The following is a 24,069-nucleotide window of genomic DNA, read 5'->3' as shown; positions in this document are numbered from 1 at the left end:
AAGACTATTAGTGGGAAGGACGTTATTGCTTGACCGGTATCTGATATCCAGTCCTTATTAGTATCGAAACCAGAGAATGACAATCATGATTCGAGAACACAGATACACCACTACCCAGGACTTGACCATGCTTCCTCCCCCTTGAGATAAAAAGATACTACCAGAAGGATCTGCGAGCGACAATATACTTCACCTGTATTTACAGATGCGTTTCTCCCCGCAATCATAAAGCGAAATATGAGGGAGAATACGCAGCTTGGAACCTGCTGCTACCCCCGCTCACGCGGGGAAGACGGCTCGCCTAGGCAATATACTGCACCTTGACCTACCCACACCTTAGCGTGGAAACCGCTCCCTACGAGCCTAGCCGATAGGGACGAATATGGCAGGCCAACACACAAACCGCAGAATAAAACTAAGCACCCGCGCCGAAAAATCGGAGCGGGTGCTCATGATAAGTGGAGATGCCGGGAATCGAACCCGGGTCCGACGATAGCCAAAGGAGTATTCTCCGGGCGCAGTTCGTTGATAGTTGTTTTCGGCTCCAGGGTTCCACACGAACCAGGCCCTGACGAACCTATCTATGTTGGTGTCGCGAGCACGCCCGTAGCAAACGTACTCACCAGTGGCTTTCTAAGCGATGCTGAGATCTAGGCGGAAAGCACACTTAGTTCAGCAGATTTCGCAGGTCGCTTAGCTTAGGCAGCGAGGGCGAAATCGGTGCTCTTGTTCTTGGCACCTATTGGTTTGCAGAGACGCGTTATCGAGATGACTCTACATCCTCGGCCCGCTTCCCTCCGACTAACTACCGCCGTCGAAACCGATCATCCCCGTATGCTGTTATCAAACAGTTCCACCCGCCCGGCACTCAATGCCACTAGCGCGGTGGATTCATTATTCTACAACGACGACGCCGTATCCGCTATTCCCGCTGCCAATGTACTTAGAATCCGGTACCTTTTCTGAGGTGAAGAGACTGACTCTTCCCCGCGCAGGCGGGGGTAATTCCTGGCGGGCATTCGTGGAGCCTTTTGAAAATTTCTCTTCCCCGCGCAAGCGGGGGTAATTCCGGGTGCTAGCGGGCGCCCTACCGGCATCCTCTCTGTTCCCCGCGCAAGCGGGGGTAATTCCTGTGAAGATTGATGCGCAAACCCCTACCGCGGCTGTTCCCCGCGCAAGCGGGGATAATTCTGGCTGGCAGCACCGCGGCTATTCCGAAGGCGCCTGTTCCCCGCGCAAGCGGGGGTAATTCTATGACCGCTTTCCGCACCGCCGTATATAACGACTGTTCCCCGCGCAAGCGGGGGTAATTCCCTTCCAACAAAAATACGGTATCGACCTGGAGGACTGTTCCCCGCGCAAGCGGGGGTAATTCCATGAAAGCTAACGGCGTAGACCTAGGCAAGTTCTGTTCCCCGCGCAAGCGGGGGTAATTCCCTTCCAACAAAAATACGGTATCGACCTGGAGGACTGTTCCCCGCGCAAGCGGGGGTAATTCCACCCTATTTAACCCTTGGCGTATGGCCGTGCCCTGTTCCCCGCGCAAGCGGGGGTAATTCCAACCCCGGGATCATATCCAGCACGAGCTCCGGCTGTTCCCCGCGCAAGCGGGGGTAATTCCAGTGCGCTCCCCATAGCTTGCGGCTTGCTGGACTCTTCCCCGCGCAAGCGGGGGTAATTCCAGTGCGCTCCCCATAGCTTGCGGCTTGCTGGACTCTTCCCCGCGCAAGCGGGGGTAATTCCGTCACGGGTAAGGGTGAGGACGGTACCTCGGTCTCTTCCCCGCGCAAGCGGGGGTAATTCCGATGACTGGACCGACGAGGCGGTGTGGTACAACTCTTCCCCGCGCAAGCGGGGGTAATTCCATCCGGAATTTGACCGAGCAGTATTCGGTCTACTCTTCCCCGCGCAAGCGGGGGTAATTCCTATCCATGAGCGTGCCGCGATCATCCGAGAGCCTCTTCCCCGCGCAAGCGGGGGTAATTCCGGCCGGCTGATCATGCGCGGATTCCTGCGCGGCTCTTCCCCGCGCAGGCGGGGGTAATTCCACGTAGGTGCCAGGCAGGTTCTTACCGCTCGCCTCTTCCCCGCACAGCCGGAGGCACTCACGATCACCACCCCAGAGCCCCTAGAACAACGCCACCTTCTCCGGCGGCGGGAAAATCGCGTCGAGCTCAGCTAAGTCCGCGCTGCTCGGTTCCCACACCAGGGAGGCCGCGTTCTGGCGGACTTGCTGCGGCGTCGTCGCACCGGCAATAACGGATGCCACGCACGGCCGCGAGGCCAACCACGACATCGCCACCTGCACCGGCGTCAACCCGCGCGCCTGCGCAAACGCAACAAAAGCTTCAATCTGGTCCCAGTCCGTGGATTCGAGCAACGTCGCCTTAGAGTGCGCAATCCGCGAACCCTCCGGCGCCTCACCCCGCCGATACTTGCCCGTCAACAACCCGTTCGCCAGCGGGAAGTACGGGAAGATCCCCAGGCCGAAACGCTGCGCCGCTGGCACCACCTCGAGTTCCGCGCGCCGGTCAATCAAGTTGTAATGCGACTCGGTTGCAACCGGCCCCACCAGCCCGCGCCCGGCCGCCAGATGCGAAGCATCAGCAAGCTGCCACCCGGCATGATTCGACGTCGCGTAATACCGAATCTTTCCCGCCCGCACCGCATCCGAGAGCGCCTCAAGAGTCTCCTCGGCCGGCGTCACTCCATCGGGAGTGTGGTAAAAATACAGGTCAATCGCCTCCACCCCCAGCCGCCGCAACGAAGCATCCAAGGCCCGCGCCACGTAGCGCCGTGAACCGCGCGCCCCGTAATCCGCGCCGTTGCGGCCCTGCATATCCATACCAAATTTTGTTATCACGACGACGTCGCGGGCCCGCTCCCCCACTTCCCGCAACGCCTTTCCGAACATGGTTTCCGAAAGCCCCGGCTCTTTGCCGTACACGTCGGCAAGATCAAAGGTGGTGATTCCTTCTTCGAGCGCCGCGCGCACAACCGCATTCGTGCCTTCTTGTGTTTCGGTTTGCGTATGGGCGCGGCCAAAATTATTACCACCGATGCCGACGGCGGAGACCATCAGGCCGGACTTCCCTACCGAGCGATACGTCATTGTCATACCGCTAGCCTAATGGTTCCGCGCGCCACGCTGCTCGCCCGGTTAGCTAAGCTCCCCGAACAGCGCAACTAGCTCTTCGCTAGGCGATCCGGTACATCCAGCCAAAGGGATCTTCGCGGGTACCGTTTTGGATACCGGTGAGCTCCTCGTAAATCCGCTGCGCCACGGTGTGGGTGGGCAGCTCAACGCTGAAGTCCTCCCCGGTGAGCTGGCCGATGGCGGTCACAACGGCCGCGGTCCCGCAGGCGAACATTTCCGCCACGTTCCCGTCCTGAATACCGCTCACCACATCACGCAAAGCGAGAGTATCTTCGCGCACGTCCACCCCGGCGCGGCGCAGCAGCTGCATAATGCACGAACGGGTATTCCCAGGCAAGATATTTCCGGTAAGTTTCGGGGTGGCCACGCTGCCGTCCGCGTACACCACAAAGACGTTCATCCCGCCCAGTTCATCAAGGTTCGTAGCGGTTGCGGCGTCGAGGAAAAGAACCTCATCGTACCCGGCCGCACTTGCGGTGACCTTGGGTAACAGCGAGGCCGCGTAGTTCCCGCCAGTTTTCGCCGCGCCCATACCTCCGGGGCCGGCGCGATGGTAATCAGGCTCCACCCACACCTTGATGGGCTGGAAACCATTGGGGAAATACGCCCCGGCCGGCGACGCGAGCACGATGTACTCGTACGCGGCAGCCGCACGCACCCCGAGGAAAGCCTCCGAGGCGAAAATGAAGGGCCGCAGGTAGAGCGATTCACCCTCCGCACCCGGTACCCAGCGCCGATCCTGGCGCACCAGGTCCACCAGCGAGGCCACAAAATCATCCACGGGCAGTTCCGGGATCGCCAAGCGATGCCCGGAGAAGTTCAGGCGCGCCCCGTTGTAGGTGGGCCGGAATAGCCACAGTGAGCCGTCCGCATGCCGGTAGGCTTTCAAACCTTCAAAAACTTCCTGGCCGTAGTGAAGTACCGCGCCGGCCGGGTCCAGGCTGAGCGGACCGTAGGGCACGATGGCATGGTTATGCCAGCCCTCTTCCGCGGTCCACGTTGCCCGGGCCATATGGTCAGTGAAGTAGCGACCGAAACCGGGGCCGGCCAGCACCTGGCTAACCTCCTCCTCGGTGGCCGGGTGTTCATTCGGGTGAATAACGAACCGGCCGGCGAGGCTATCCGCGGGCGCGGGGGTGGTAGCGGCAGCTTCCAGTTCTTCCGGAGTGCTCGGAACGCTCATACCTGAGTCCTTCTTTCTTCGTGGTGATCCTTAACGGTTATCTTCCATAGCGGCGAGAATAGCATCACCGATCTGGGTGGTTGTACGGCGTAGCGGCGTTCCGGTTGCCGCGGCCGCGGCGCGCGCTTCCATATCTGCCCTGATGGCCGCCTCAATACGCGCGGCCGGCTCAGCGAGCCCGAGGTGGCGCAGCATGAGCGCCGCGGAGGCGATTGTTGCCGTCGGATCCGCTTTCCCGGTCCCCGCAATATCCGGCGCTGAACCGTGGATCGGTTCGAACATGGAGGGGAAGTCTCCTTCCGGATTAATATTGCCCGACGCCGCAAGCCCCACGCCTCCGCTTACCGCCCCGGCTTCGTCGGTCAAAATATCGCCAAAGAGGTTATCTGTCACGATGACATCGAAACGCTGCGGGTCGGTCACCAGGTAAATCGTGGCGGCATCCACATTGCAGTAATCAACGTTTACGCTCGGGTACTCCGCGGCCAGGCGGTTCACGGTGCGCTGCCACAACCCACCCGCGTGCACGAGCACATTGGTTTTATGGACGAGGGTGAGGTGGCGGCGGGGCCGGGATGCTGCCAGCTCAAAGGCGTAGCGCACCAAACGCTCAGTTCCGTGAGCGGTGTTTACAGATACTTCGGTTGCCACTTCGGTAGGCATGCCGCGGTGAACACTGCCCCCGTTGCCCGAGTACAGACCTTCGGTTCCCTCGCGCACCACCACCAGGTCAATATCTCCCGGTACCGCTAGCGGGGTGGGAACCCCGGGGTAGAGCACACTGGGCCGCAAATTAACGTAGTGGTCGAAGGCGAAGCGCAGCCGCAGCAGAATCTCACGCTCCAGGATTCCGGCGGGCACCCGCGGATCTCCAATGGCACCGAGCAGCAGCGCGTCATGCCCGGCCAAGGCTTCCAGATCGGCATCACTGAGAGTTTCTCCGGTATCCACATAGCGCTGCGCCCCGATGCTATAGGGTGTCACGCTCAGCTCCGTGCCGCTTTCTCCCAGCGCAGCGCGTAGCACTTTCAGACCTTCGGGCACAATTTCCGGACCGATGCCATCTCCGGCAATAACAGCGAGATTAATAGAGGCGCGCATACGGGTGAGTATACGAGATCCGTCCACTTGGTGAGACTATTAGTCTCACGTTTCGGAATACCGGCGGGTGAGGCGAAGCAGCGGGGCAGCGTTGAGACCCGCGTGGCGGGAACGTAGGTACAGAACGGAGGCACAAAGCTCAGGCTGCACTTAGGCCGGGGTTAGGTACCTCTCCTGGAGCCGGCGCGCCTCTCCTCGTAGAATTGAATTCTTGAATCTCGGGAGGCAAGGTTATGGCGTTCGATTCACCTATCGTCATTGTCAGCGGCGCTCGCATTCCCACGGGGAAGTTCCGCGGCTACTACGCGAATACTCCCGCGCACGAATTGGGTGCGGCGGCGGCGCGCGCGGCCGCCGAGCGCGCGGGTATCCCCATGGCGGATGTGGATGATTTCGTGGTGGGCTGCGTAGGCCAGACCGGTGCCGATGCCTATATTTCCCGCCGAATCGCCCTGGCCGCCGGTGCGCGGGCCTCCTCCACTGCTCTCACTGTCAATCGGGTGTGCGGCTCCGGGGTGCAGGCCCTCGCGAGCGCAGCCAGTGCCTTGCGTTCCGGGGATGCGCGCATCGTTATGGCGGGCGGGGCTGAGAATATGACGCGCCAGCCGGTCATGGATTTTTCCCGCGCCGGTCACCTCGACGGGCCGAAGCACGTGGACGGCACATTTTCGCTGATTTCTGATCCGTTCTCGGGCCGTCCCATGGGCTGGACAGCGGAGCGGGTTGCGGAGAAATTCGGTATTTCCCGCGCCGAGCAGGACGCTTTTGCGGCCCAGTCCCAGGCCCGCGCCCAGGCCGCCATCACCGCCGGGGCTTTTGATAAGGAGCGTGTTCCTTTCACGATTGACGCCGGGGAGCCCACTGAGCGCGTCGTCGTTGCAGAAGAATATCCGCGCACGGGCGTGACGGCTGAAACGCTCAGCCACCTCCCCCCTGTTTTTGCCGCGCACGGCACCGTGACGGCCGGTAATTCTTCCGGGATTAACGACGGCGCCGCCATGCTCGTCCTCATGCGGGAAGAGGATGCGATTGCGGCGGGTGTGGATATTCTGGGCGAGCTGGTGGATGTGGCAACCGTCGGGGTGGAACCGGAGTACATGGGCTACGCCCCGCGCTTGGCTATTGAGAAGGTGCTTGAGCGTACCGGCCTGAGCCGGGCGGATATTGGCTGGGTGGAACTCAATGAGGCTTTTGCCTCCCAGGCCATCGCGGTGATTCGCGATGCGGAGCTGGATCCGGAGATCGTCAATCCGCTGGGCGGGGCGATTGCGCTGGGTCACCCGGTGGGGGCTTCGGGAGCGATTATTTCACTGCGTGCTCTTCTCAATCAGCGTGAACGCGGAATCGAGCATTCACTCGTGACGCTGTGCATCGGCGGCGGGCAGGGCATCGCCGCGATTATCCGCGCCCGCTAACCTCGCTTGCTAACGACTCCCGCTAAGCTGGCTCGCTAACCGTTCCTCGCCCCGCGCCTAATTCTTGAAAGCGTGCACGGGCGCCGGGATAGTACCCCCGCGGCCAATGAATGCCGCGCTGGAGTACGGGCTTACCGGCATCACGGGAGCGCTGCCAAGCAGGCCGCCGAATTCCACGGTATCGCCTTCGCTCAAGCCCGTAGCGGGGATGACCCGCACGGCGGTGGTCTTAGAGTTCATGATGCCGATGGCAGCTTCGTCTGCGATCATGCCGGCGATGGTGGCGGCCGGGGTATCCCCGGGCACCGCGATCATGTCAAGGCCCACCGAGCAAATAGCGGTCATGGCTTCGAGTTTGGCCAGGCTAATAGCGCCGAGCCGCGCGGCTTCGATCATGCCTTCGTCTTCGGAGACGGGGATGAAGGACCCGGAGAGCCCGCCCACGTGCGAGCAGGCCATGAGCCCGCCTTTCTTTACCGCATCATTGAGAAGCGCGAGGGCCGCCGTGGTGCCGTGGGCTCCCACGCGTTCCAGGCCCATGGCTTCCAGGGCGCGTGCCACCGAATCGCCCACTTCCGGTGTGGGAGCCAAAGAGAGGTCAACAACCCCGAAAGGCACCCCGAGGCGCTGCGCGGCAAGCTGCCCGACCAGTTCGCCCATGCGGGTGATTTTGAAAGCGCTGCGCTTGATTTCTTCCGCGAGTTCATCGAAGGATGCCCCTGCTGCCGCCGTAATTGCCCGGGTAATAACACCCGGCCCGGATACCCCTACGGAAACCACACAATCGGGCATTTCTACCCCGTGGAAAGCTCCGGCCATAAAGGGGTTATCCCCCACCGAGTTAGCAAAAACGACCAGCCGAGCAGCCCCGGAGCCCTTTTCCGTGCGTGCGGCAAGCTCACAAATGGTTTCCCCCATGCGCCCAACCGCGCTCATATTAATTCCGGCGCGTGAGGTTCCGATATTGACGGAGGAGCACACCACCGAGGTGGCGGCCAGCGCGGCGGGAATGGAGTCAATGAGCGCCTCATCCGCGCGCGTCATGCCCTTTTCCACCAGGGCGGAAAACCCGCCCACGAAATCCACGCCAATTTCCCGGGCGCATTCATCAAGCATCACTGCCCACGGGGTAAGGTCCTTTTCCCCGCTTGCCGCGGCCACTAAAGCGATCGGGGTCACGGAAATGCGCTTATTAATAATGGGGATACCCAGTTCAGCTTCGATCTGCCGCGCTACCGGCACCAGGCGTGCGGCCCGCTCCATAATGCGGGCGCGGGCCCGTTCGCGAGCGCGCTCGCCATCCGAATCCGCGCAGTCCAGCAGGGAAATCCCCATGGTGACGGTACGGATATCGAGGCGGTCCTCGCGGATCATCGCGAGGGTTTCCAGAATGTTTTGGGCAGTGGGCTCACTGCTGGCATACATAGGTATTCTCCCGTTCCTGTGCGAGTTCCCGTACACGTTGCCGTGTCCGTTCCAGTGCATATCGCTGTGCCTGTTCCGGTGCGCCGGCCAGTTTTACGCACCGGGCCAGCCTATCCACCAGACCGGGCTAGACGCGATGCATGGCGCGGAAAATAGAATCCGCCTGCACGTGGATTTCCAGCGCTTCCGCGCCGCCCAGTTCCGCCATGGCCTGCTGCACCTGGGTAATGGAGCTACCCTCCGGAAGCGCAACTTCGAGGATCATAGTGAAGTACTCATCCATGAGGGTTTGGGTGACGTTGATAATATTCACCCCGAGGCGAGCAAGTTCAGCGGAAACGGCCGCGATAATCCCGGTGCGATCCACCCCGGTCACAGTCATAATGGCTTTCATGGCCTCTATTGTGCCACGCCCCTGCGACAGTTTTTTTACGCTCCGTGCGCCGCGAGCTACAACCGGTCACCCCTGCGGGCCGCAACCAGTCACCTTGCGCGCCGCTACCGGCCACCGCCACGCGCTACCGCCACCACCTACTTCAAGGGCGCGAGGAACTGGTCCAGGTTACCGTTATTCGGATCGCTCACCAGCTTCTCGTCAATAACAACGGCGGGAATGTACTTCATGCCGTCGGCGAGGAATTGCTCGCGTAGTTGCTTGAGGAGGGGAAGGTACTCATCCGCGGCCAGCGTGGCACGCAAGCTCTCCAGCTGCGCGGCGTCCAGGCCCACCCGAGTGGCGAATTGTTCAATCAAGGCCGGATCGGGTTGCTGGCGTTCGGCGCGATCCGCGTGTTTCACCACCGGGATGGAGCCTTCTTTGTAGAGCAGCTCGTGGAAATCAAGGTATTTATCCGGGGCGTTGACCGCGAACCACACTTCGGCCTGCTCCCCCTTGACGCTGTAGGGCGATTCCTCGAAGCGCATATTCGGGTGGTAGACCAGCGTGATTTTCCCGTCCTTGGCCATCTGGATGAGTTCCTCACCGTGGTCGCGCACCAGGTCATTGCACCAGGGGCACCAGTAATCGGAATACACCCGCACCACCGGTTTGCCTTCGTTGACGCTGCCGGCCACGCCGTCAGCGCCGATAGAAATACCGCCCCACTGATCGAGAGGCGCCGGGATTTTCTCCGTCACCACATTGGCTCCGCGCTGGATGGGTACCAGATGGGCGGGTTCTTGAGTAGCACTCGGAGTCGCGCTGGCGGAGGGCCCGCTGGGCGCCGTCGTGCTATCTGTGGTAGTGGCCACGGTAGGTTTCACCCCCGGTGCATCCGATGTATCGGTGCAGGCGGCGAGGCCGAAAACCAGCACCCCGAGGAAAGCGAAAGCGGAACGACGACGCATATGCAGCCTTTCTCACAGTAGAACTCAGCTCATACAAACCGGCCCACCCGCGGTACCTTGCCGCGAGCGGGCCGGCTAACTGGCGCTCATCCTAGCCGCCCCACCTGGGAACGGCAATAGCCGCGCTTAGCGGGCGGTCTGTCCGTCCGTGTAATCGGCGTCCACATCGGTATTCCACGCGAACATGGAACGCACCTCGCGCCCGGTGGCCTCCAGCGGGTGGCTTTCGTGCTCGGCGCGCAGCTTCTTGAATTCGGGGGCGCCGGCATCCTGGTCGTCAATGAAGCGCTTGGCGAAGGAACCGTTCTGGATATCAGCCAGCACTTCCTTCATATGCTCCTTGACATCCGGGGTGATAACGCGCGGACCGGACACATAGTCGCCGTATTCGGCCGTATCCGAGCAGGACCAGCGCTGCTTGGTCAGCCCGCCTTCGTTAATGAGGTCAACGATGAGCTTGAGTTCGTGACACACCTCAAAGTAGGCCATCTCCGGCTGGTATCCGGCTTCCACCAGCGTTTCGAAACCGTAGGTGATGAGCTGGGAAACCCCGCCGCACAGCACGGTCTGCTCGCCGAAGAGGTCCGTTTCGGTCTCTTCCTTGAAGGTGGTCTTAATGGCGCCGGCGCGGGTGCCGCCAATCGCGGCGGCGTAGGACAGGGCCACGTCCCAGGCCTGCCCGGAGGCATCCTGTTCCACGCACACGAGCACCGGCACTCCGCGCCCGTCTTCGTACTGGCGGCGCACCGTGTGCCCCGGGCCCTTGGGAGCCACCATGCACACATCGTGGCCGGCAGCGGGCTTGATATATCCGTAGTGAATATTGAAACCGTGAGCGAAGAACACCGCGGCGTCGGCCTTGAGATTCGGCTCGATTTCCGCGGCCCACAGCCCACGCTGGGTCTGATCCGGCACCAGAATCATGACGACGTCAGCGTCCTTGGTGGCATCGGCCACGGAACGCACCGTCAGGCCCTGTTCCTGCGCTTTCGCCACGGAGCTCGAGCCTTCGCGCAGCCCCACCACCACGTCCACGCCGGAGTCGCGCAGGTTGAGCGCGTGCGCGTGCCCCTGCGAACCGTAGCCAATAATGGCAACCTTCTTCGATTGGATGAGGGACAGATCGGCATCGGCATCATGGAAGATTTCTGCCATGGTTTTCTCCTTTTGTTGGTCGGGGCCAGGCCCCGCGGTTGCGGTTTTTCGGTTTCGGTTTCGTTGCGGTAGTGCGGCGCCGCGCACCCTGTAGGCGCGCCGTATATACGACGACGCCGCTATCTTGGCCGGACGCCACTGCGGCTAGATGCGCCCGCGGGCGAGCGCCTCCGGGAAGTCCCCCGGGTCTCCCGCCATATCTGCGGTGACCCGTTCGGAAAGCGAATGCGCTCCGCGCCCGAGCGCCACGGTTCCCGACTGCACAATTTCCCGGATCCCGTAGGGCTCCAGGGCGGTGAGCAGGGCTCCGATCTTGCGGTCGGATCCGGTGGCTTCAATGGTCACGGCATCCGGCACCATATCGACCACGTGGGCGCGGAAAAGGTCCACGACCTGCACCACGTGGGAACGGGTCGTATCATCAGCGCCAACTTTAATGAGGACGAGGCGGCGCAGCACCGCTTCCTCACTGTCTAATTCCACGATTTTGATGACGTTGACCAGCTTATTGAGCTGTTTGGCCACCTGCTCGAGGGGTTGTACCGCGGCGTCGACCACCACAGTGATACGCGAGAGCGCCGGGTTTTCCGTTTCTCCCACGGCGAGCGAATGAATATTGAACGCGCGGCGGGCGAAGAGCCCGGCCACCCGCGTGAGCACTCCGGGTTTATTCTCCACCAGTACGGAGAGCGTGTGGCGCTGCGGCATTGTTATCCTTCCTTTCGTGGCGGCTCGAGCGGCGACAGTGCGCTACTCACGCGAAGTTCTCATCCACTTCGGGGCGCAGCCCCTTGGCGTACATAATCTCATCATTGGATACCCCGGCGGCGACCATCGGCCACACCTCCGCATCCGGGGAGGTAATGAAGTCGATAACGACGGGCCGATCATTGATCTCCATAGCGCGCTGGATGGCAGTGTCGACGTCGTCCTTCTTCTCCACGCGCCAGGCCGCGCAATCATAGGCGTCGGCAAGTTTGACGAAATCGGGGATACGGCGGGTGTTGTTCCCGGTTTCCAGATCGGTGAAGGAATAGCGCCCGTCGTAGAAAAGGGTCTGCCACTGGCGCACCATCCCCAGCGAGGAGTTATTAATAACGGCCACTTTGATATTGATGTTATTGAGGCGGCAGGTGGCCAGTTCCTGATTGGTCATCTGGAAGGAGCCGTCGCCGTCAATCACCCACACGGTGCGTTCGGGCTGACCCACTTTCGCGCCCATACCGGCCGGGATTCCGTAGCCCATGGTGCCCGCGCCCCCGGAGGAAAGCCAGCGGTGCGGGTGCTCGAAATGGAGGAATTGCGAGGCCCACATTTGGTGCTGCCCCACCCCGGTCACCCAGATGGTGTCCTCACTTCCCGCCACGGCGCCCAGACGCTCGATCACGTACTGAGGGGAAACAAGGCCGTCCTCCGTGGGGGTGTAGCCGGCCGGGTAGGTATCCCGCAGGCGGTTGAGGTACCCCCACCACGGTTCCAGATTCGCTTCCCCGTACTGTTCGCGAGCCGCGCGCACCGCCTCGAGGAGGGTGGGAACGGACTGCGCCAAATCACCGATAATGGCCACGTCCGCGGTGCGGTTCTTGGAGACTTCCGCCGGGTCAATATCGAGGTGGATAACTTTTGCCCGCGGCGCGAAACCGTCAAGCGCCCCGGTAACGCGATCATCGAAACGCGCCCCGAGCGCCACGATGAGATCGCTGCGCTGGAGGGCACCCACCGCCGGAACAGTACCGTGCATGCCCGGCATCCCCAGGTTGTGGGGGTGGGAATCGGGTACGGTGCCGCGAGCCGGCAGGGTGGTGACCACCGGGGCACCGGTGAGATCGCTCAGTTCGGTGATCTCGCGGGAGACCCGGGCGCGCACCGCCCCGCCTCCCACGTAGAGCACGGGGCGGCTCGCGGTGGCGATAAGTTGGGCCGCCTCGCGGACGGCAGCGGGATCCGGTTCGCCGGCCGGGCGGTATCCGGGTAGGTCCAGGCGCGGGGGCCACACAAATTCTGTTTCTTGGTTCTGGGCGGATTTCGCGATATCCACGAGGACGGGGCCGGGGCGCCCGCTCGCCGCGAGGTAAAAAGCTTCTGCCAGGCGGGCCGGAATATCAGCGGCGTCGGTCACGAGGAAAGAATGCTTGACCATGGGCATGGTGGCACCCACGATATCGGCTTCCTGGAAAGCATCGGTTCCGATGGCCGCGGCCCCCACCTGCCCGGTGATCGCCACCAGCGGGATGGAATCCATATTGGCATCCAGCAGCGGGGTGACGAGGTTCGTTGCCCCCGGCCCGGAGGTGGCCATCACAACACCCACGCGCCCGGTTGCCAGCGCATAGCCTTCGGCCGCGTGGCCCCCACCCTGTTCGTGGCGCACCAGGATATGGCGCGGCGAATCGCTATCGTACATCGGGTCATAGGTGGGCAAAATAGCTCCGCCGGGCAGCCCGAAGACGACATCCACACCGAGTTCCGCTAGGGTGCGGACAATGGCGCGGGCGCCGTCCATTTTTTCGCGGATCTCACCGGGATGGTCCCGGTGAGACGCGGCCGACGCGGCCGACGCGCCCATCGCGGATGCATTCATCTCGGATGCGGCCATGGTTCCTCCTTCAACCTGATTCACCTGGTTCTTCGGGCCTGTTCTCCTGGAGTGCCGAGCGGGGTGGCTAGCTGTGGTGGTTGGCGCATAAAAAATCCCCTCACGTGAGGGGAGCGCGCAACCGGTGGTGCGCGCTACCTCACTACGATAATAAGAAGAATCTGAGCCATGCCCTTCAGACTACCGGAGCACGGTCCACGAACGCTAAAAAGATCAATCTGTCTCACATCGTGGATTTCGGTTTCATTGTTCGGACAGTTTTCCGGAGTTTTTCGGGAAGCGTACCCTGGACGCGTGACGTTTTCGCACCGGCCCCCTGCGCCGCAGCAACCCAGCCATCTGCGCTATGCCGCGCGGGCGGTGCTGCGCGCCGGATTGCTGCTCCTGGCGAGCGGTGCCTCCGCCTACCGGGTCAAACACTCGATGGAACGCACCGCACACGCCCTGGGAATCCGCACGACCCACGCCGCGGTATCCTTCACTGAAATTACGCTCACCTGCTACGGCTACGGGGATGTGTGCACTCTCACCGGGGAACAGCGCGCCCTCGGGGTAAACGCCGCCCGTATCGACGCGCTTATTACGGCCATTGATGCCCTCCCGGCCGGCTCGACTCCCGCGCGGGTCACAAGCACCCTCGACGATGCGATAGCGCGGGCCCGCACCTACCCGGCCTGGTTACTCGCCCTGGTATCCGGGCTGGCCTGCGCCTGTTTCTGTTTCCTCAACCGAGGCGGGGTGGTGGAATGCTCCGCGGTTTTCTGCGCGGCGAGCGCGGGGCAGGCGGCGCGCGGCTGGTTAGCTCGCCGCCTCGTGAACCACTTCGGGATTTGGTTCTTGGTAGGAGCGCTAGCTGCGGTGCTGTATCTCGCCACGGTGGGGGTGGCTGAAGCCGCGTGGCATATCGCGGTGGTGCACGAAGCCGGGGTGGTTTCCGCACTCCTCTTCCTCATTCCCGGTTTCCCGCTCGTCACCGCGATGCTCGATACTATTCGCGCCGATTTCTCCGCCGGCCTGACCCGCGGGGCCTACGTCACCATGCTGATGCTGGCCGCCGGGATGGCGGTGTGGGTCGTCACCGTCCTCTTCGGTACCGATATCGCCCCGCACACCGCTTACGTCATCCCCGAACCGTGGCTAGCGTTGGCGCGCGCCGCCGCAACCTTCGTGGCCTCCTACGGTTTCGCTATGCTCTTCACGGCAGAACAGGGTGCCGCGCTGCTGGCCGGAGCTATCGGCGCACTTGTCAATGCCGCCCGCCTGAGCGCCCAGGACGCCGGCTTCTATAACGTGGCCGCGGTATTCCTCGCGGCCCTGGGCGCCGGGATCCTCGCCCATCTCCTCACCCGCCGCACCCGATTTTCCCGGGTCTCACTCAGCGTGCCAGCCGTCGTCGTCATGATTCCCGGGGTGGTATTTTTCCGCGGCCTGCACGCCATTAATGCCGGGCAGATCGCCCAGGCAGCCGGCGCACTCACCAATGTGGTTCTTGTTATTTGCGCGGTGGGCGCCGGGGTGGCAGCCGCCCGCATGATCACCGACCGGCACTGGCTCATGGAGCCACCCCACGAGCTCAGCCCGGCCTTCGACAACTAGCCGGTAGCACGCCGGCGCTAGGGTGAGCGCGGCCCCGTGGTGCTTTAGTCGACCCGGCCGTCCACCACCCGCACCGCCCCGCGATCCGCCGAGGTGGTCATCATCGCGTAGGCACGTAGCGCCTTGGAGACTTTCCGGTCGCGGTTCTCCGGGTGCCACGGTAGTTCACCCATCTGGGCGCGCCGCTCGGCCAGTTCCTCTTCGGAAACATCCATGGCGAGCAAGCGGGTGGGAACGTCGATAATAATATGGTCCCCTTCGCGCAGCAGCGCAATATTGCCACCCGCGGCGGCCTCCGGGGAGACGTGCCCGATGGACAGACCCGACGTCCCCCCGGAAAAACGCCCGTCGGTAATCAGACCGCACACCTTTCCGAGGCCCAGGCCCTTGAGGTAGGAGGTTGGGTAGAGCATTTCTTGCATCCCCGGCCCGCCCTTGGGACCCTCGTAGCGGATCACCACGATATCTCCCGGTTCCACCGCCTTGGACAAAATGAGTTCGACGGCGGCCTCCTGGGAATCAACCACTCGGGCCCTCCCCTCGAAGTGGAAGAGTTCCTCGCTGATGCCAGCCGTCTTGATCACCGCGCCGTCCTCCGCGAGGTTCCCACGCAGCACGCACAGTCCGCCATCCTTCGTATAGGCGTGATCGGCGCTGCGGATACACCCGTGTTCCCCGTCCAGATCCGGGCTTTCCCAGGTGGAATCCTGCGAAAATGCGCGGGTGGTGCGCACGTTGCCCGGCGCGGCACTGAAAAGATCACGAGCTTGTTCCGAAGGTGCCACCCCGCGAATATCCCAGGTTTCCAGCCAGGATTTCAGATCATCGGAATGCACCGAATGCACGGAATCATCGAGCATGCCCGCGCGGTACATTTCCCCGAGCAGCGCCGGGATCCCGCCGGCCCGGTGGAAGTCCTGAATATGGAATTCGGTGGAGTTCGGGGCGAGTTTGACCATGCAGGGCACTCGCCGCGACAGCGCATCAATATCCGCCAGCGTGAAATCCACATGCCCTTCCTGGGCGATGGCCAAAATATGGAGCACGGTATTGGTGGAGCCCCCCATGGCCACGTCCATGGACATCGCATTGGTGAACGCCGCCTTCGTCATAATATTGCGCGGCAGCACGCTGGCGTCGTCGTCGTGATAATAACGTTTCGTGAGCGCGACGATGCGCTTCCCCGCCTCTTCGAAAAGCCGGCGGCGCCGGGTGGCGGTGGCGAGGGTCGAGCCGTTACCGGGGAGGGACATGCCCAGCGCTTCGGTTAGGCAATTCATGGAATTCGCGGTGAACATTCCCGAGCAGGAACCGCAGGTGGGGCAGGCGTTTTCCTCCACGCGCGCGAGCTCATCGTCCGTGATGGAATCGTCCACGGCCAGGGCCATCGCGTCGATGAGGTCAATATTATGGTCGACGACGCCTTCCACCGGCTTACCCGCCTCCATGGGACCACCGGACACAAAAACAGTGGGAATGTTCAGGCGCATGGCGGCGATGAGCATCCCGGGCGTGATTTTATCGCAATTGGAAATACACACGAGGGCATCCACGGTATGCGCATTGCACATATATTCGATGGAGTCAGCGATTATTTCGCGGCTGGGCAGCGAGTAGAGCATGCCGTCGTGGCCCATGGCGATGCCGTCGTCTACCGCGATGGTATTAAATTCGCGCGCCACCCCGCCGTTAGCCTGAATAACATCGGCCACGATTTTCCCGACGTTACGCAGGTGGACGTGCCCGGGAACGAATTGGGTGAAGGAATTAGCGATGGCAATAATCGGCTTTCCGAAATCTTCCGAGCCCATCCCGGTAGCGCGCCAGAGCGCCCGCGCCCCGGCCATATTCCGGCCTGTTGTTGACGTTGCCGATCGCAGCTGCGCCATAGTTCCCCTTCGTATCGTGTGTTGTGGTGGCGGGCGGTGCCGCCGTCGTCCTTAGTCTAGCCGTGTCCACGTAGTGAGAATTGCTTTCTCACTTTACGGACGTGGTTGCGGTGGTGGGAACGACGACGATAGTCCCATCGCCCAGCGTCTCCACTCGGATCGGCCAGTCGTAGACCCGGGTCAGCAGCTCCGAGGTGAGCACCTGGCGCGGGGTGCCGGCCGCCTCCACCCGGCCGTGGCGCAGCAGCACCACGTCATCGCAGAGCGCGCCGGCCAGTTGAATATCGTGCAGCACTGCGACGACGGTATGCCCGCCGGCCGCCAGGCGCCGGCACAGCTCGAGGAGGCGTTGCTGGTGGGAGATATCCAGGGCCGCGGTCGGTTCATCCAGGAGCACCACCCCGGCACGCTGGGCAAGAACCCGCGCGAAGGTGACGCGGGCCTGCTCGCCGCCCGAAAGGCGGGTGACATCGCGATCCTGGAGGTGGGTGACGTCGGCGGCGTGCAGGGCGGCGTCGATAATGGCGGCGTCCACCGATCGCCCGGCACTGGCTGCGCTCCCGGCACCGGCGCCCCGCCCCGCCCCGTTCCCGGATCCGAGCCCCATGGCCACCAGGTCACGCACCAGATAGGCGAAGGGGAAGGTGGAGTTTTGCGGCATAACGGCGCGCATCTGCGCCAGCTCCCGCCAGGAAAGGGAGGAAACGGAGGTGCCGCCGATGCGCACCTGCCCGGACGTGGGTGCTTGGTCACCGGCGAGCAGCGAGAGCAGCGTGGATTTGCCGGTGCCATTGGGGCCGAGGACCCCGAGGACCCGCCCGGGCTGGGCGGTGATGCTGACGTCGTGGAGAACCCGGTGGGTACCGTAGGCGAAGCTGAGGTGTTCGGCCACGAGTGCCCCGGCCGGCCCATCCGCCGCGGAGAAGAGATCAACCACGGGCACCTCGCAGGTTCTTGCGCAGCAGGATGAAGAAGGTGGGGCCGCCCACCAACGCCGTGAAGATCCCGATGGGGAGTTCCGCGAAAGGCACGAGGGTGCGGGCCGCAAGATCGGCGTAGGTGAGAAGTACCGCCCCGCCCAGCAGCGCAGCCGGGATAAGCATGCGGTTCATCGGGCCCATGAGGAGCCGCAGCACATGCGGAACAATAAGGCCCACGAAGCCGATCACTCCGGCGAAGCACACGGCGGCGGCGGTAAGGATGGCGGTGAGGACGATGGCGGCGGCCCGCAAGGCCGCGACGTTCACACCCACGTGCCCCGCTTCGCGCTCCCCCAAGCTGAGCAGATCGAGGCGGCCGGCCAGCGCGAGGGCCCCGAGGATACCGACTCCGACCACCGCACCCACCACGGCGACCTGGAACCAGGAGGCCCCCGCCAACGAGCCCATCTGCCAGAACACGATTTGTTCGCGGGCGTTGGTATCGGCAAGGTAGGTGGCGATGGAGGTGAGGGCGGAAGCCACCGCGGTCACCGCGATACCGGTGAGCACCAGGGTGAGAGTTTCAGCCCGCCCCTGCGAGCGCGCCAGCAGGTAGACGGTGGCGGAGGTGACGAGCCCGGCGGCGAAGGCCCCCAGCGGTACCGACAACCCGCCCAGGGCCCCGGGAACAAAGACCATGGTGAGGGCGGCCCCGAAAGCGCATCCGGAAGAAACCCCGATAATTCCCGGTTCCGCCAGCGGATTGGAGAAGACCGCCTGCATGACGGCGCCGGCCACCGCGAGCGCCCCGCCCACCAGGATCCCTAAGCAGATACGGGGGAAGCGAATATTCCAGAGCGCCGCCATGATGAGGGGATCGTCGGGAGGCGCGGTCAGCCCGAAGCGGGCGGTGATGCCGCGCGCTACGTCCCCCACGGTCACGGGGAATTGGCCCAGGTGCGCGGAGATAAGCATTCCCAGTGCAAGGAGCACGGTGAGGATGAGGAAGGTCCAGACGCGCCGGCGGCGGCGAGCGGCGATGCCGGCGGGTACCGGAGGCACGGCTGGCGCGGCGGGCACCGCGGAGAGCGCGGTGGCCGCGTGCCGCTGGTTGCCGCGCTGTCCACTCATTCTGTCTATCTTGCCTTAATGTTGCACGGAGCGCTAATGGCGCGGCGTCCGGGCTTCGGTGATGTCGGCGGGTGGGCCGGTCAGCACCAGGCGCCCGCCCGAAAGCACGGCCACAGTATCCGCTTCGCGCACCGCATCGAGGCGGTGGCTCACTTCAATAATGGTTGTATCGGGGAGGGCGGCGCGCAGATTGGCCCGAATCCCGGCTTCGAGTTCGCTATTGAGGGCGGCGGCGAATTCATCGAGGATGAGGACGGCCGGGCGCATGAGCACCGCGCGGGCCAGGCACAGCCGCTGCACCTGCCCTCCCGAAAGCGCGTATCCGGTGGGTCGGCCGTGCGAGGTACCGCCTCCCACCCGGGTGGCTAAGCCCTCCGGCATAGCCCGCACATCGCCCTCCAGCCCGGCCACGGTCAGGGCGCGCCACAGTTCAGTTTCGCTGGCGCCCGGAACTCCCAGGCGCAGGTTATCGGCAATAGTCCCGGCCACGATCTGGCTCTTTTGGGAAACCCCCACCACGCAGGCATGCAGCGAGGCAACGTTGAGATCCGTGGTGGCAATCCCCCCGATGCGCACCGTCCCGGACGTCGGGTCATCGTAGCGTTCCAGCAGGTGCACAAGCGTGGATTTCCCCGAGCCGGAACGCCCGGCCAGCACGATGTGAGAGCCGGCCGGAATACGCAAGCTCACCCCGCGCAGCACCTCGCGTTCACGCTCCGGATAGGTGTAGTGGACAGCGTCGAATTCTACCGACAGGCCACGTTCGGGCATAAGGATACCGGGGCCGTCCGGGCACGGCTGGGGCGCGTGCGCGAGGGCATAAATGCGCCGGGCGGCCGCGAGCGAAGCGTCGAGGGACGACGCCGCATCTTCGAGAGCTTGGGGGCCTTCCCATACCCGCAGGGCCGCCACCGCGCCGGCTGCCGCGAGCGGCAGGGAGATAGTAGGGTCGTTGAGGCTCGCCGCGATAATCCACGCCGCGCTCAGCCCGGCGGCAAGAATATTGGCCCCGCGGCGCAGCCCGGCCACCCAGGCGGGGAAAGATCCACTGGTGGCGACTTTCGCGCCGAGGGCAGCTGTTTCTTCCATACGGTCGGCAGTGCGCCCGAAGACGAGCACATCTTCGAGGCCGTATAGCGAATCGGTCACATGCGCGGCCAGATCGGCGCGGGCTGTGAGTTGCGCCGTCGTCGCATCAATGGCACGCCGGGTACCCGCGTACGGGATAACAGCGAGTGCGAGCACCGCGGCCACCGCCGGAAGTACCATCGCGCTCCACCCGAGCACCGCGCCGCCCACCACCAGCGCGGCCGGAGTGAGCACGTAGGCGCAGACCACCGGAGCCACCGTGTGCGCATAAACCACTTCGATACGGTCAATATCACGGGTGAGGGAGGCGACCATATCCCCCGAACGCGAACGGGTCATAATCCCGGGGGCCTTGGGCCACAGGCTGGCAAAAACGCGGGTGCGCAGCAGCTCGAGGGCCCGGAAAGCCACGTAATGCCCGGTGAATTGCTCGAGGTAGCGCAGGCCCGCTTTGAGGAGCGCGAGGAGGGCCACGAGCCAGAGGAAGCCCGCTCCTCCGCCGTTGCTCACGGCCGCCACCATTCCGTAGGTCGCCACCGCGAAAAGCCCGATATCAGCTACCTGCCCGGCGGCCCGGCACAGGGTGGAGAGCGCGAGCGGGCCGTGGACGGGGCGGGTCAGGGAAAGCAGCCAGGGCACAACGGTGCGCAGCCCCGGCGCTGCGTTATTATTCGGCGCGGACATCGTTGACCTCCTCGAGAATTCCGGCGCGGACCCGCACCACCCGGTCTGCCAGGGCCGCTAGCGCGGGACGGTGCGTGACCATGACGAGCGTGTACTCGGGCCCGAGCGCTGCCAGCGCCGCGCAGATGCGGTCCTCGGATTCCATATCGACCTGGGCGGTGGGTTCGTCAAGGAGCAGCAGGGTGCGCCCGGCCAAAAACGCCCGCGCTAGAGAAATGCGCTGGGCCTGCCCACCGGAAATCAGCGCGGAATCCTCCCCGAGATACGTATCGATTCCTGCTGGCATCCGCGCCACGTCTTCAGCCACCTGGGCGCGTTCCAGAGCTTCCCACATTTGCTGCGCGGTGGCATCCGGGCGCGCCAGACGCAGGTTATCGGCAATGGTTCCGGTAAACATCCACGTTGTTTGAGCGACGACGGCGCTGCGCGCGCGCACCTGCGCCAGGTCACCGCCGCCGGCATCCACGCGGGCCCCGGCTACCTGCACGCTCCCAGCCTGCGGACGCAGGGCTCCGCGCAGCAGGGCGAGGAGGGTGGATTTCCCAGCTCCGCTCACGCCCACAATCGCGAGGCGTTCCCCGCGCGCCACGCGCAGATTTACCGCGGTCAGCACCTCTTCGCGCCCGTAATTCACCGCCGCGTTAGTCACGGTGATGAGCGGAGCTTCACCGGCGGGCCGCGCTGCGCTGCCACTCGGAAGCGCACCGTCATTCGTGAGGGTGCGGGGAGCAGCAGCTGCGCCGTCGTTCCCATAACGCGGAGCGATGGAAAGGTAACGGGTGATAGCTTTTTGGGCGGCACGCCCGCCCATACCGATGTAGAAGAATCCCGCCACCTGCGAGAGCGGTTCGAGGAGCACCACCGCGAGCAGAGCCACGGCAAGCGCCTGCCACGGCGCGAGGTGCGCCGCGCGGGCGGTGGTGAGCCCGGCGGTGAGGCAGATGAGGAGGAGGCCGACCAGGCCGTCCATAACGATAATGACGATTTGGTTACCGGCCAGCATCCGCATAATGGCGCGGCGGTTCGTTTCCCCACGGCGCGCCAGGTCCGCTTCGATGCGTTCCCCGGCGTTAAAGAGGCGAATGGTGGTCATATTTCGGATGGCGTCGAGGTAGCTATCCACGAGGGTGTCACGCGCGCGGCGTGATTCGCTGGAGGCGCGGCGGAAGAAACGGAAGAAGAGTCCGATGCCCGCCGGGATGAGCGGGAGGGCCGCCATGACGCCGAATCCGATGACCGGGTCGATGGCCACGCCGATAAAGGCAAGGGTGAGGAACGGGGCAAGCAGCGCGCCGATGGTGGTACCCACGTAGCCCTGCCGGTAGTTGGTGATTCGCTCGACGCTATCGGTGAGAAGCGGGAGGAGCCGCCCGGCCGTATAGGGCGTCGGGGTGCCGGTGCGGGCCAGCGTGAAGGTTCGTTCCAGAAGCAGACCGCGCAGCCGGCGTTCTTCTGCGCGAGCTGCGCCGGTGCTGCCCACGCGTTCAGCAGTGGCGCAGGCACCGGCACACGCGAAGAAACCGGCCGCGAGCCAGAGGTGGCCGGTGGCGGGCAGCGCCGCTGTACCAGCAGGTGCACCGGCGGCCTGCGCGCTGGCGTGGGCCACCGTCACGTAACCGGCAATAATCGCCGCAATGGTGGCCAGGCGCAGGAAGGCCGCGATGAGTGCGGCGCGGCGCCCGGGTGCGGAAATCGGGTCCGCCCCGCGCGAGCTGGGGCGCTGGGCCACGGTCATCCTCTCACTATCCTTTCGTGCTGTGCTACCGCGCGGGCACACTAGCCGCCCGCGCTTTCCCACTACCGACCGGGGTTTTTCATCATCGGCCGGCGTGTTTTCTTTACCGACCCACGTGTTCCCACTACTGGGCAGTGTAGAGCGCTTGGCCCATTGCCCGGATGAGATCGCCACTTTGCGGACCGAAGCCGAGGGAAAGATTATCGGGAATGGCGAGCACCCGCTGTTTCTTCCCGGCGTCGGTTTGCGAAATGCCGGGTTGCCCTTCAAGAGCCTCGATCCCGCCGAGCGCGCTCAGTCCGTTGGTCATCACGATAATAACTTCCGGGTTAGCCACGAGGAGGGCTTCCTGGCTGGCGGGCCGGGCCTGGGTGACTCCCGCTTCCCCGGCCATATCGCGCCCGCCCACCGCGTCAATGACGTCGCTGGCGCCCGATTCGCTCCCGAGCAGCATGAACAGGCCGGCCTGGGGGCGAATATTGAGGAAGACCATGCGCAGCGGGTCGGCCGGGGCGAGCTGCGCTACGTCGATACGAGCCTGCGCGATGGATTGGGAAATCTGGGCGGCGAGTTCTTCGCCGGCCTGCCCGGCACCCACAGCGCGGGCTACTTCGGCTGCGCGGGCGGGTGCGTCGTCGAACGTCGTGGCGCGCGAGAGTCGCACCACCGGAATACCGGATGCTTCTAGTTGGGCGAGGGCACCTTCCGCCCCGCGAATGGTGCCGTCGGTAAGAATGAGCGTGGGTGCGAGGCGCAATACCGCCTCGGCATTGACGGTGTGCCCGCTTTCGGTGACGACCGGCACGCTCGCGAGGCTCAGCTCAGTATCGGATATGGTGCGACCCGCGATGGTGTGGCCCAGCCCGAGGGCGAGAAGCGTTTGCGATATCGCGGCGGACATATCGAGCGTGACAACACGTGATGCATCGGTCACGGTCACTTCCGCGCCGCTGGCATCCGTGATGGTGACGGGAAGGTTGACCGCGGCCGGTACGGTCGGATGCGGTTCGGGGAGCGGGGCGACGGTCGCCATCCCGGTGAGGCTACGCGGATCGGATACGGGCGCCGCGGTGGTGGGCGAGGGCGCCGTTGCCTCCGCCTCCGCTGCTGATGCGCCGGGCTGCTGCGGAGCATGTCCCTCTGTTGTCGCGGCTGTCCCGCATGCGCTCAAGGCGAGTGTGAGCACCGCGCACAGCGCTCCCCAACGTTTCATTCTTACCTCCATTTCGCCTCTACCTTAGGGTACGACGACGCAGCTAAGCCCCGCGAGCAACCCCGCGAGTATGTCGCTATCCAAGGCTGCGCCAATCACGTATCGGACGGTACCACACCCATCGGGCAAGGTTGAGCCCTGGCGACGCATCCGCCTAACTGTCGCTATGTGATCGTTTCGTTCGGGCTGTTTCCGCCTTATAGGCCGGTTTTTGGGTCAGCCTCTTTGCTGGCTCCTAATAAGAATCGTTCCGAACGCGTGTGTTCTCGCTAGTTAAATGTGTGTGGGGTGTTACCCAAACAGGCAACACCCCACACACTAAGAAACATGGCGGCAGCAACCTACTCTCCCACACCCCACCGAGTGCAGTACCATCAGCGCAAACAACCTTAGCTACCGGGTTCGAAAAGGATACCGGGCGTAACCTTGCCGC

General features: G+C 63.8%; 18 protein-coding genes, 1 rRNA gene, 1 other RNA gene and 1 CRISPR repeat array. Of the genes, 3 read left to right on the top strand and 17 right to left on the bottom strand.

What is annotated here, in order from left to right:
* Window positions 1-456 precede the first annotated feature (456 nt).
* Window positions 457-832, bottom strand: a transfer-messenger RNA (tmRNA) gene (ssrA, locus tag DDD64_RS07260).
* A 2-nt stretch (window positions 833-834) separates the two neighbouring features.
* Between ssrA and DDD64_RS09115 the strand changes: the two genes are divergently transcribed.
* On the top strand, window positions 835-966 hold the full coding sequence (locus tag DDD64_RS09115; RefSeq protein WP_276330032.1) for a hypothetical protein: 132 nt from the start codon (window positions 835-837) through the stop codon (window positions 964-966).
* A gap of 14 nt (window positions 967-980) precedes the next feature.
* Window positions 981-2,048: direct repeats of the CRISPR family, unit length 29 nt; unit sequence CTGTTCCCCGCGCAAGCGGGGGTAATTCC.
* Between the two features lie 80 nt (window positions 2,049-2,128).
* Here the strand turns inward: DDD64_RS09115 and DDD64_RS07255 are convergent.
* The 3 genes from DDD64_RS07255 to DDD64_RS07245 form a co-directional block, all read right to left on the bottom strand.
* Entirely contained in the window at window positions 2,129-3,118 is a 990-nt protein-coding gene (locus tag DDD64_RS07255; protein ID WP_126135716.1) for an aldo/keto reductase, read from the bottom strand.
* Window positions 3,119-3,197: 79 nt separating this feature from the next.
* Window positions 3,198-4,340, bottom strand: coding sequence for a branched-chain amino acid aminotransferase (locus DDD64_RS07250; protein WP_126135715.1), 1,143 nt, complete (start codon window positions 4,338-4,340; stop codon window positions 3,198-3,200).
* A 30-nt stretch (window positions 4,341-4,370) separates the two neighbouring features.
* Entirely contained in the window at window positions 4,371-5,441 is a 1,071-nt protein-coding gene (locus tag DDD64_RS07245; protein WP_016442341.1) for a 3-isopropylmalate dehydrogenase, read from the bottom strand.
* Between the two features lie 233 nt (window positions 5,442-5,674).
* Between DDD64_RS07245 and DDD64_RS07240 the strand changes: the two genes are divergently transcribed.
* On the top strand, window positions 5,675-6,856 hold the full coding sequence (locus DDD64_RS07240) for a thiolase family protein (RefSeq protein WP_126135714.1): 1,182 nt from the start codon (window positions 5,675-5,677) through the stop codon (window positions 6,854-6,856).
* A 57-nt stretch (window positions 6,857-6,913) separates the two neighbouring features.
* Here the strand turns inward: DDD64_RS07240 and DDD64_RS07235 are convergent, their stop codons facing one another.
* The 6 genes from DDD64_RS07235 to DDD64_RS07210 form a co-directional block, all read right to left on the bottom strand.
* Window positions 6,914-8,281 carry a PFL family protein gene (locus DDD64_RS07235; protein ID WP_016442339.1) on the bottom strand — a complete coding sequence of 456 codons (1,368 nt, stop codon included), beginning with the start codon at window positions 8,279-8,281 and terminating at the stop codon, window positions 6,914-6,916.
* 127 nt (window positions 8,282-8,408) lie between these two features.
* Entirely contained in the window at window positions 8,409-8,675 is a 267-nt protein-coding gene (locus tag DDD64_RS07230) for an ACT domain-containing protein (RefSeq protein ID WP_039898278.1), read from the bottom strand.
* 137 nt (window positions 8,676-8,812) lie between these two features.
* Window positions 8,813-9,628 (bottom strand): DsbA family protein, encoded by an 816-nt coding sequence (locus DDD64_RS07225; RefSeq protein ID WP_126135713.1) that lies wholly within the window; start codon window positions 9,626-9,628, stop codon window positions 8,813-8,815.
* A 126-nt stretch (window positions 9,629-9,754) separates the two neighbouring features.
* Entirely contained in the window at window positions 9,755-10,783 is a 1,029-nt protein-coding gene (gene ilvC / locus DDD64_RS07220) for a ketol-acid reductoisomerase (protein ID WP_016442336.1), read from the bottom strand.
* A 144-nt stretch (window positions 10,784-10,927) separates the two neighbouring features.
* Entirely contained in the window at window positions 10,928-11,491 is a 564-nt protein-coding gene (gene ilvN / locus DDD64_RS07215) for an acetolactate synthase small subunit (protein ID WP_016442335.1), read from the bottom strand.
* Between the two features lie 46 nt (window positions 11,492-11,537).
* Complete coding sequence (locus DDD64_RS07210) at window positions 11,538-13,349, bottom strand: acetolactate synthase large subunit (RefSeq protein WP_206435405.1); 1,812 nt, start codon at window positions 13,347-13,349, stop codon at window positions 11,538-11,540.
* Window positions 13,350-13,673: 324 nt separating this feature from the next.
* On the opposite strand from DDD64_RS07210, the gene DDD64_RS07205 reads away from it, so the two are divergent.
* Window positions 13,674-14,975, top strand: coding sequence for a threonine/serine exporter family protein (locus DDD64_RS07205; RefSeq protein ID WP_241227554.1), 1,302 nt, complete (start codon window positions 13,674-13,676; stop codon window positions 14,973-14,975).
* A 44-nt stretch (window positions 14,976-15,019) separates the two neighbouring features.
* Here DDD64_RS07205 and ilvD read toward each other — a convergent pair whose 3' ends face one another.
* The 7 genes from ilvD to rrf all read right to left on the bottom strand — a co-directional run.
* A complete protein-coding gene (ilvD, locus tag DDD64_RS07200; protein ID WP_126135710.1) occupies window positions 15,020-16,864 on the bottom strand; it encodes a dihydroxy-acid dehydratase in 1,845 nt (614 codons plus the stop codon).
* Window positions 16,865-16,952: 88 nt separating this feature from the next.
* Window positions 16,953-17,801, bottom strand: a complete 849-nt coding sequence (locus DDD64_RS07195) for a heme ABC transporter ATP-binding protein (protein WP_126135709.1) — start codon at window positions 17,799-17,801, stop codon at window positions 16,953-16,955.
* Window positions 17,794-18,915 carry a FecCD family ABC transporter permease gene (locus DDD64_RS07190; protein ID WP_206435404.1) on the bottom strand — a complete coding sequence of 374 codons (1,122 nt, stop codon included), beginning with the start codon at window positions 18,913-18,915 and terminating at the stop codon, window positions 17,794-17,796. The genes DDD64_RS07195 and DDD64_RS07190 overlap by 8 nt, the downstream gene beginning before the upstream one ends.
* 33 nt (window positions 18,916-18,948) lie before the next feature.
* A complete protein-coding gene (locus DDD64_RS07185) occupies window positions 18,949-20,688 on the bottom strand; it encodes an amino acid ABC transporter ATP-binding/permease protein (protein ID WP_126135708.1) in 1,740 nt (579 codons plus the stop codon).
* Window positions 20,672-22,423: an ATP-binding cassette domain-containing protein gene (locus DDD64_RS07180; RefSeq protein ID WP_126135707.1), complete on the bottom strand. Its 1,752-nt coding sequence runs from the start codon at window positions 22,421-22,423 to the stop codon at window positions 20,672-20,674. The genes DDD64_RS07185 and DDD64_RS07180 overlap by 17 nt, the downstream gene beginning before the upstream one ends.
* Window positions 22,424-22,547: 124 nt before the next feature.
* Window positions 22,548-23,636 carry a heme/hemin ABC transporter substrate-binding protein gene (locus DDD64_RS07175; protein ID WP_164545960.1) on the bottom strand — a complete coding sequence of 363 codons (1,089 nt, stop codon included), beginning with the start codon at window positions 23,634-23,636 and terminating at the stop codon, window positions 22,548-22,550.
* A gap of 328 nt (window positions 23,637-23,964) precedes the next feature.
* Window positions 23,965-24,069: ribosomal RNA gene (gene rrf, locus DDD64_RS07165) — 5S ribosomal RNA — on the bottom strand; the annotation flags it as partial.

The sequence above is a fragment of the Actinotignum sanguinis genome (genome assembly GCF_003957255.1).
Lineage (GTDB): Bacteria > Actinomycetota > Actinomycetes > Actinomycetales > Actinomycetaceae > Actinotignum > Actinotignum sanguinis.
Note: the sequence above shows the minus strand (reverse complement) of the source record. Positions and strands in the feature narration are given on the sequence as shown.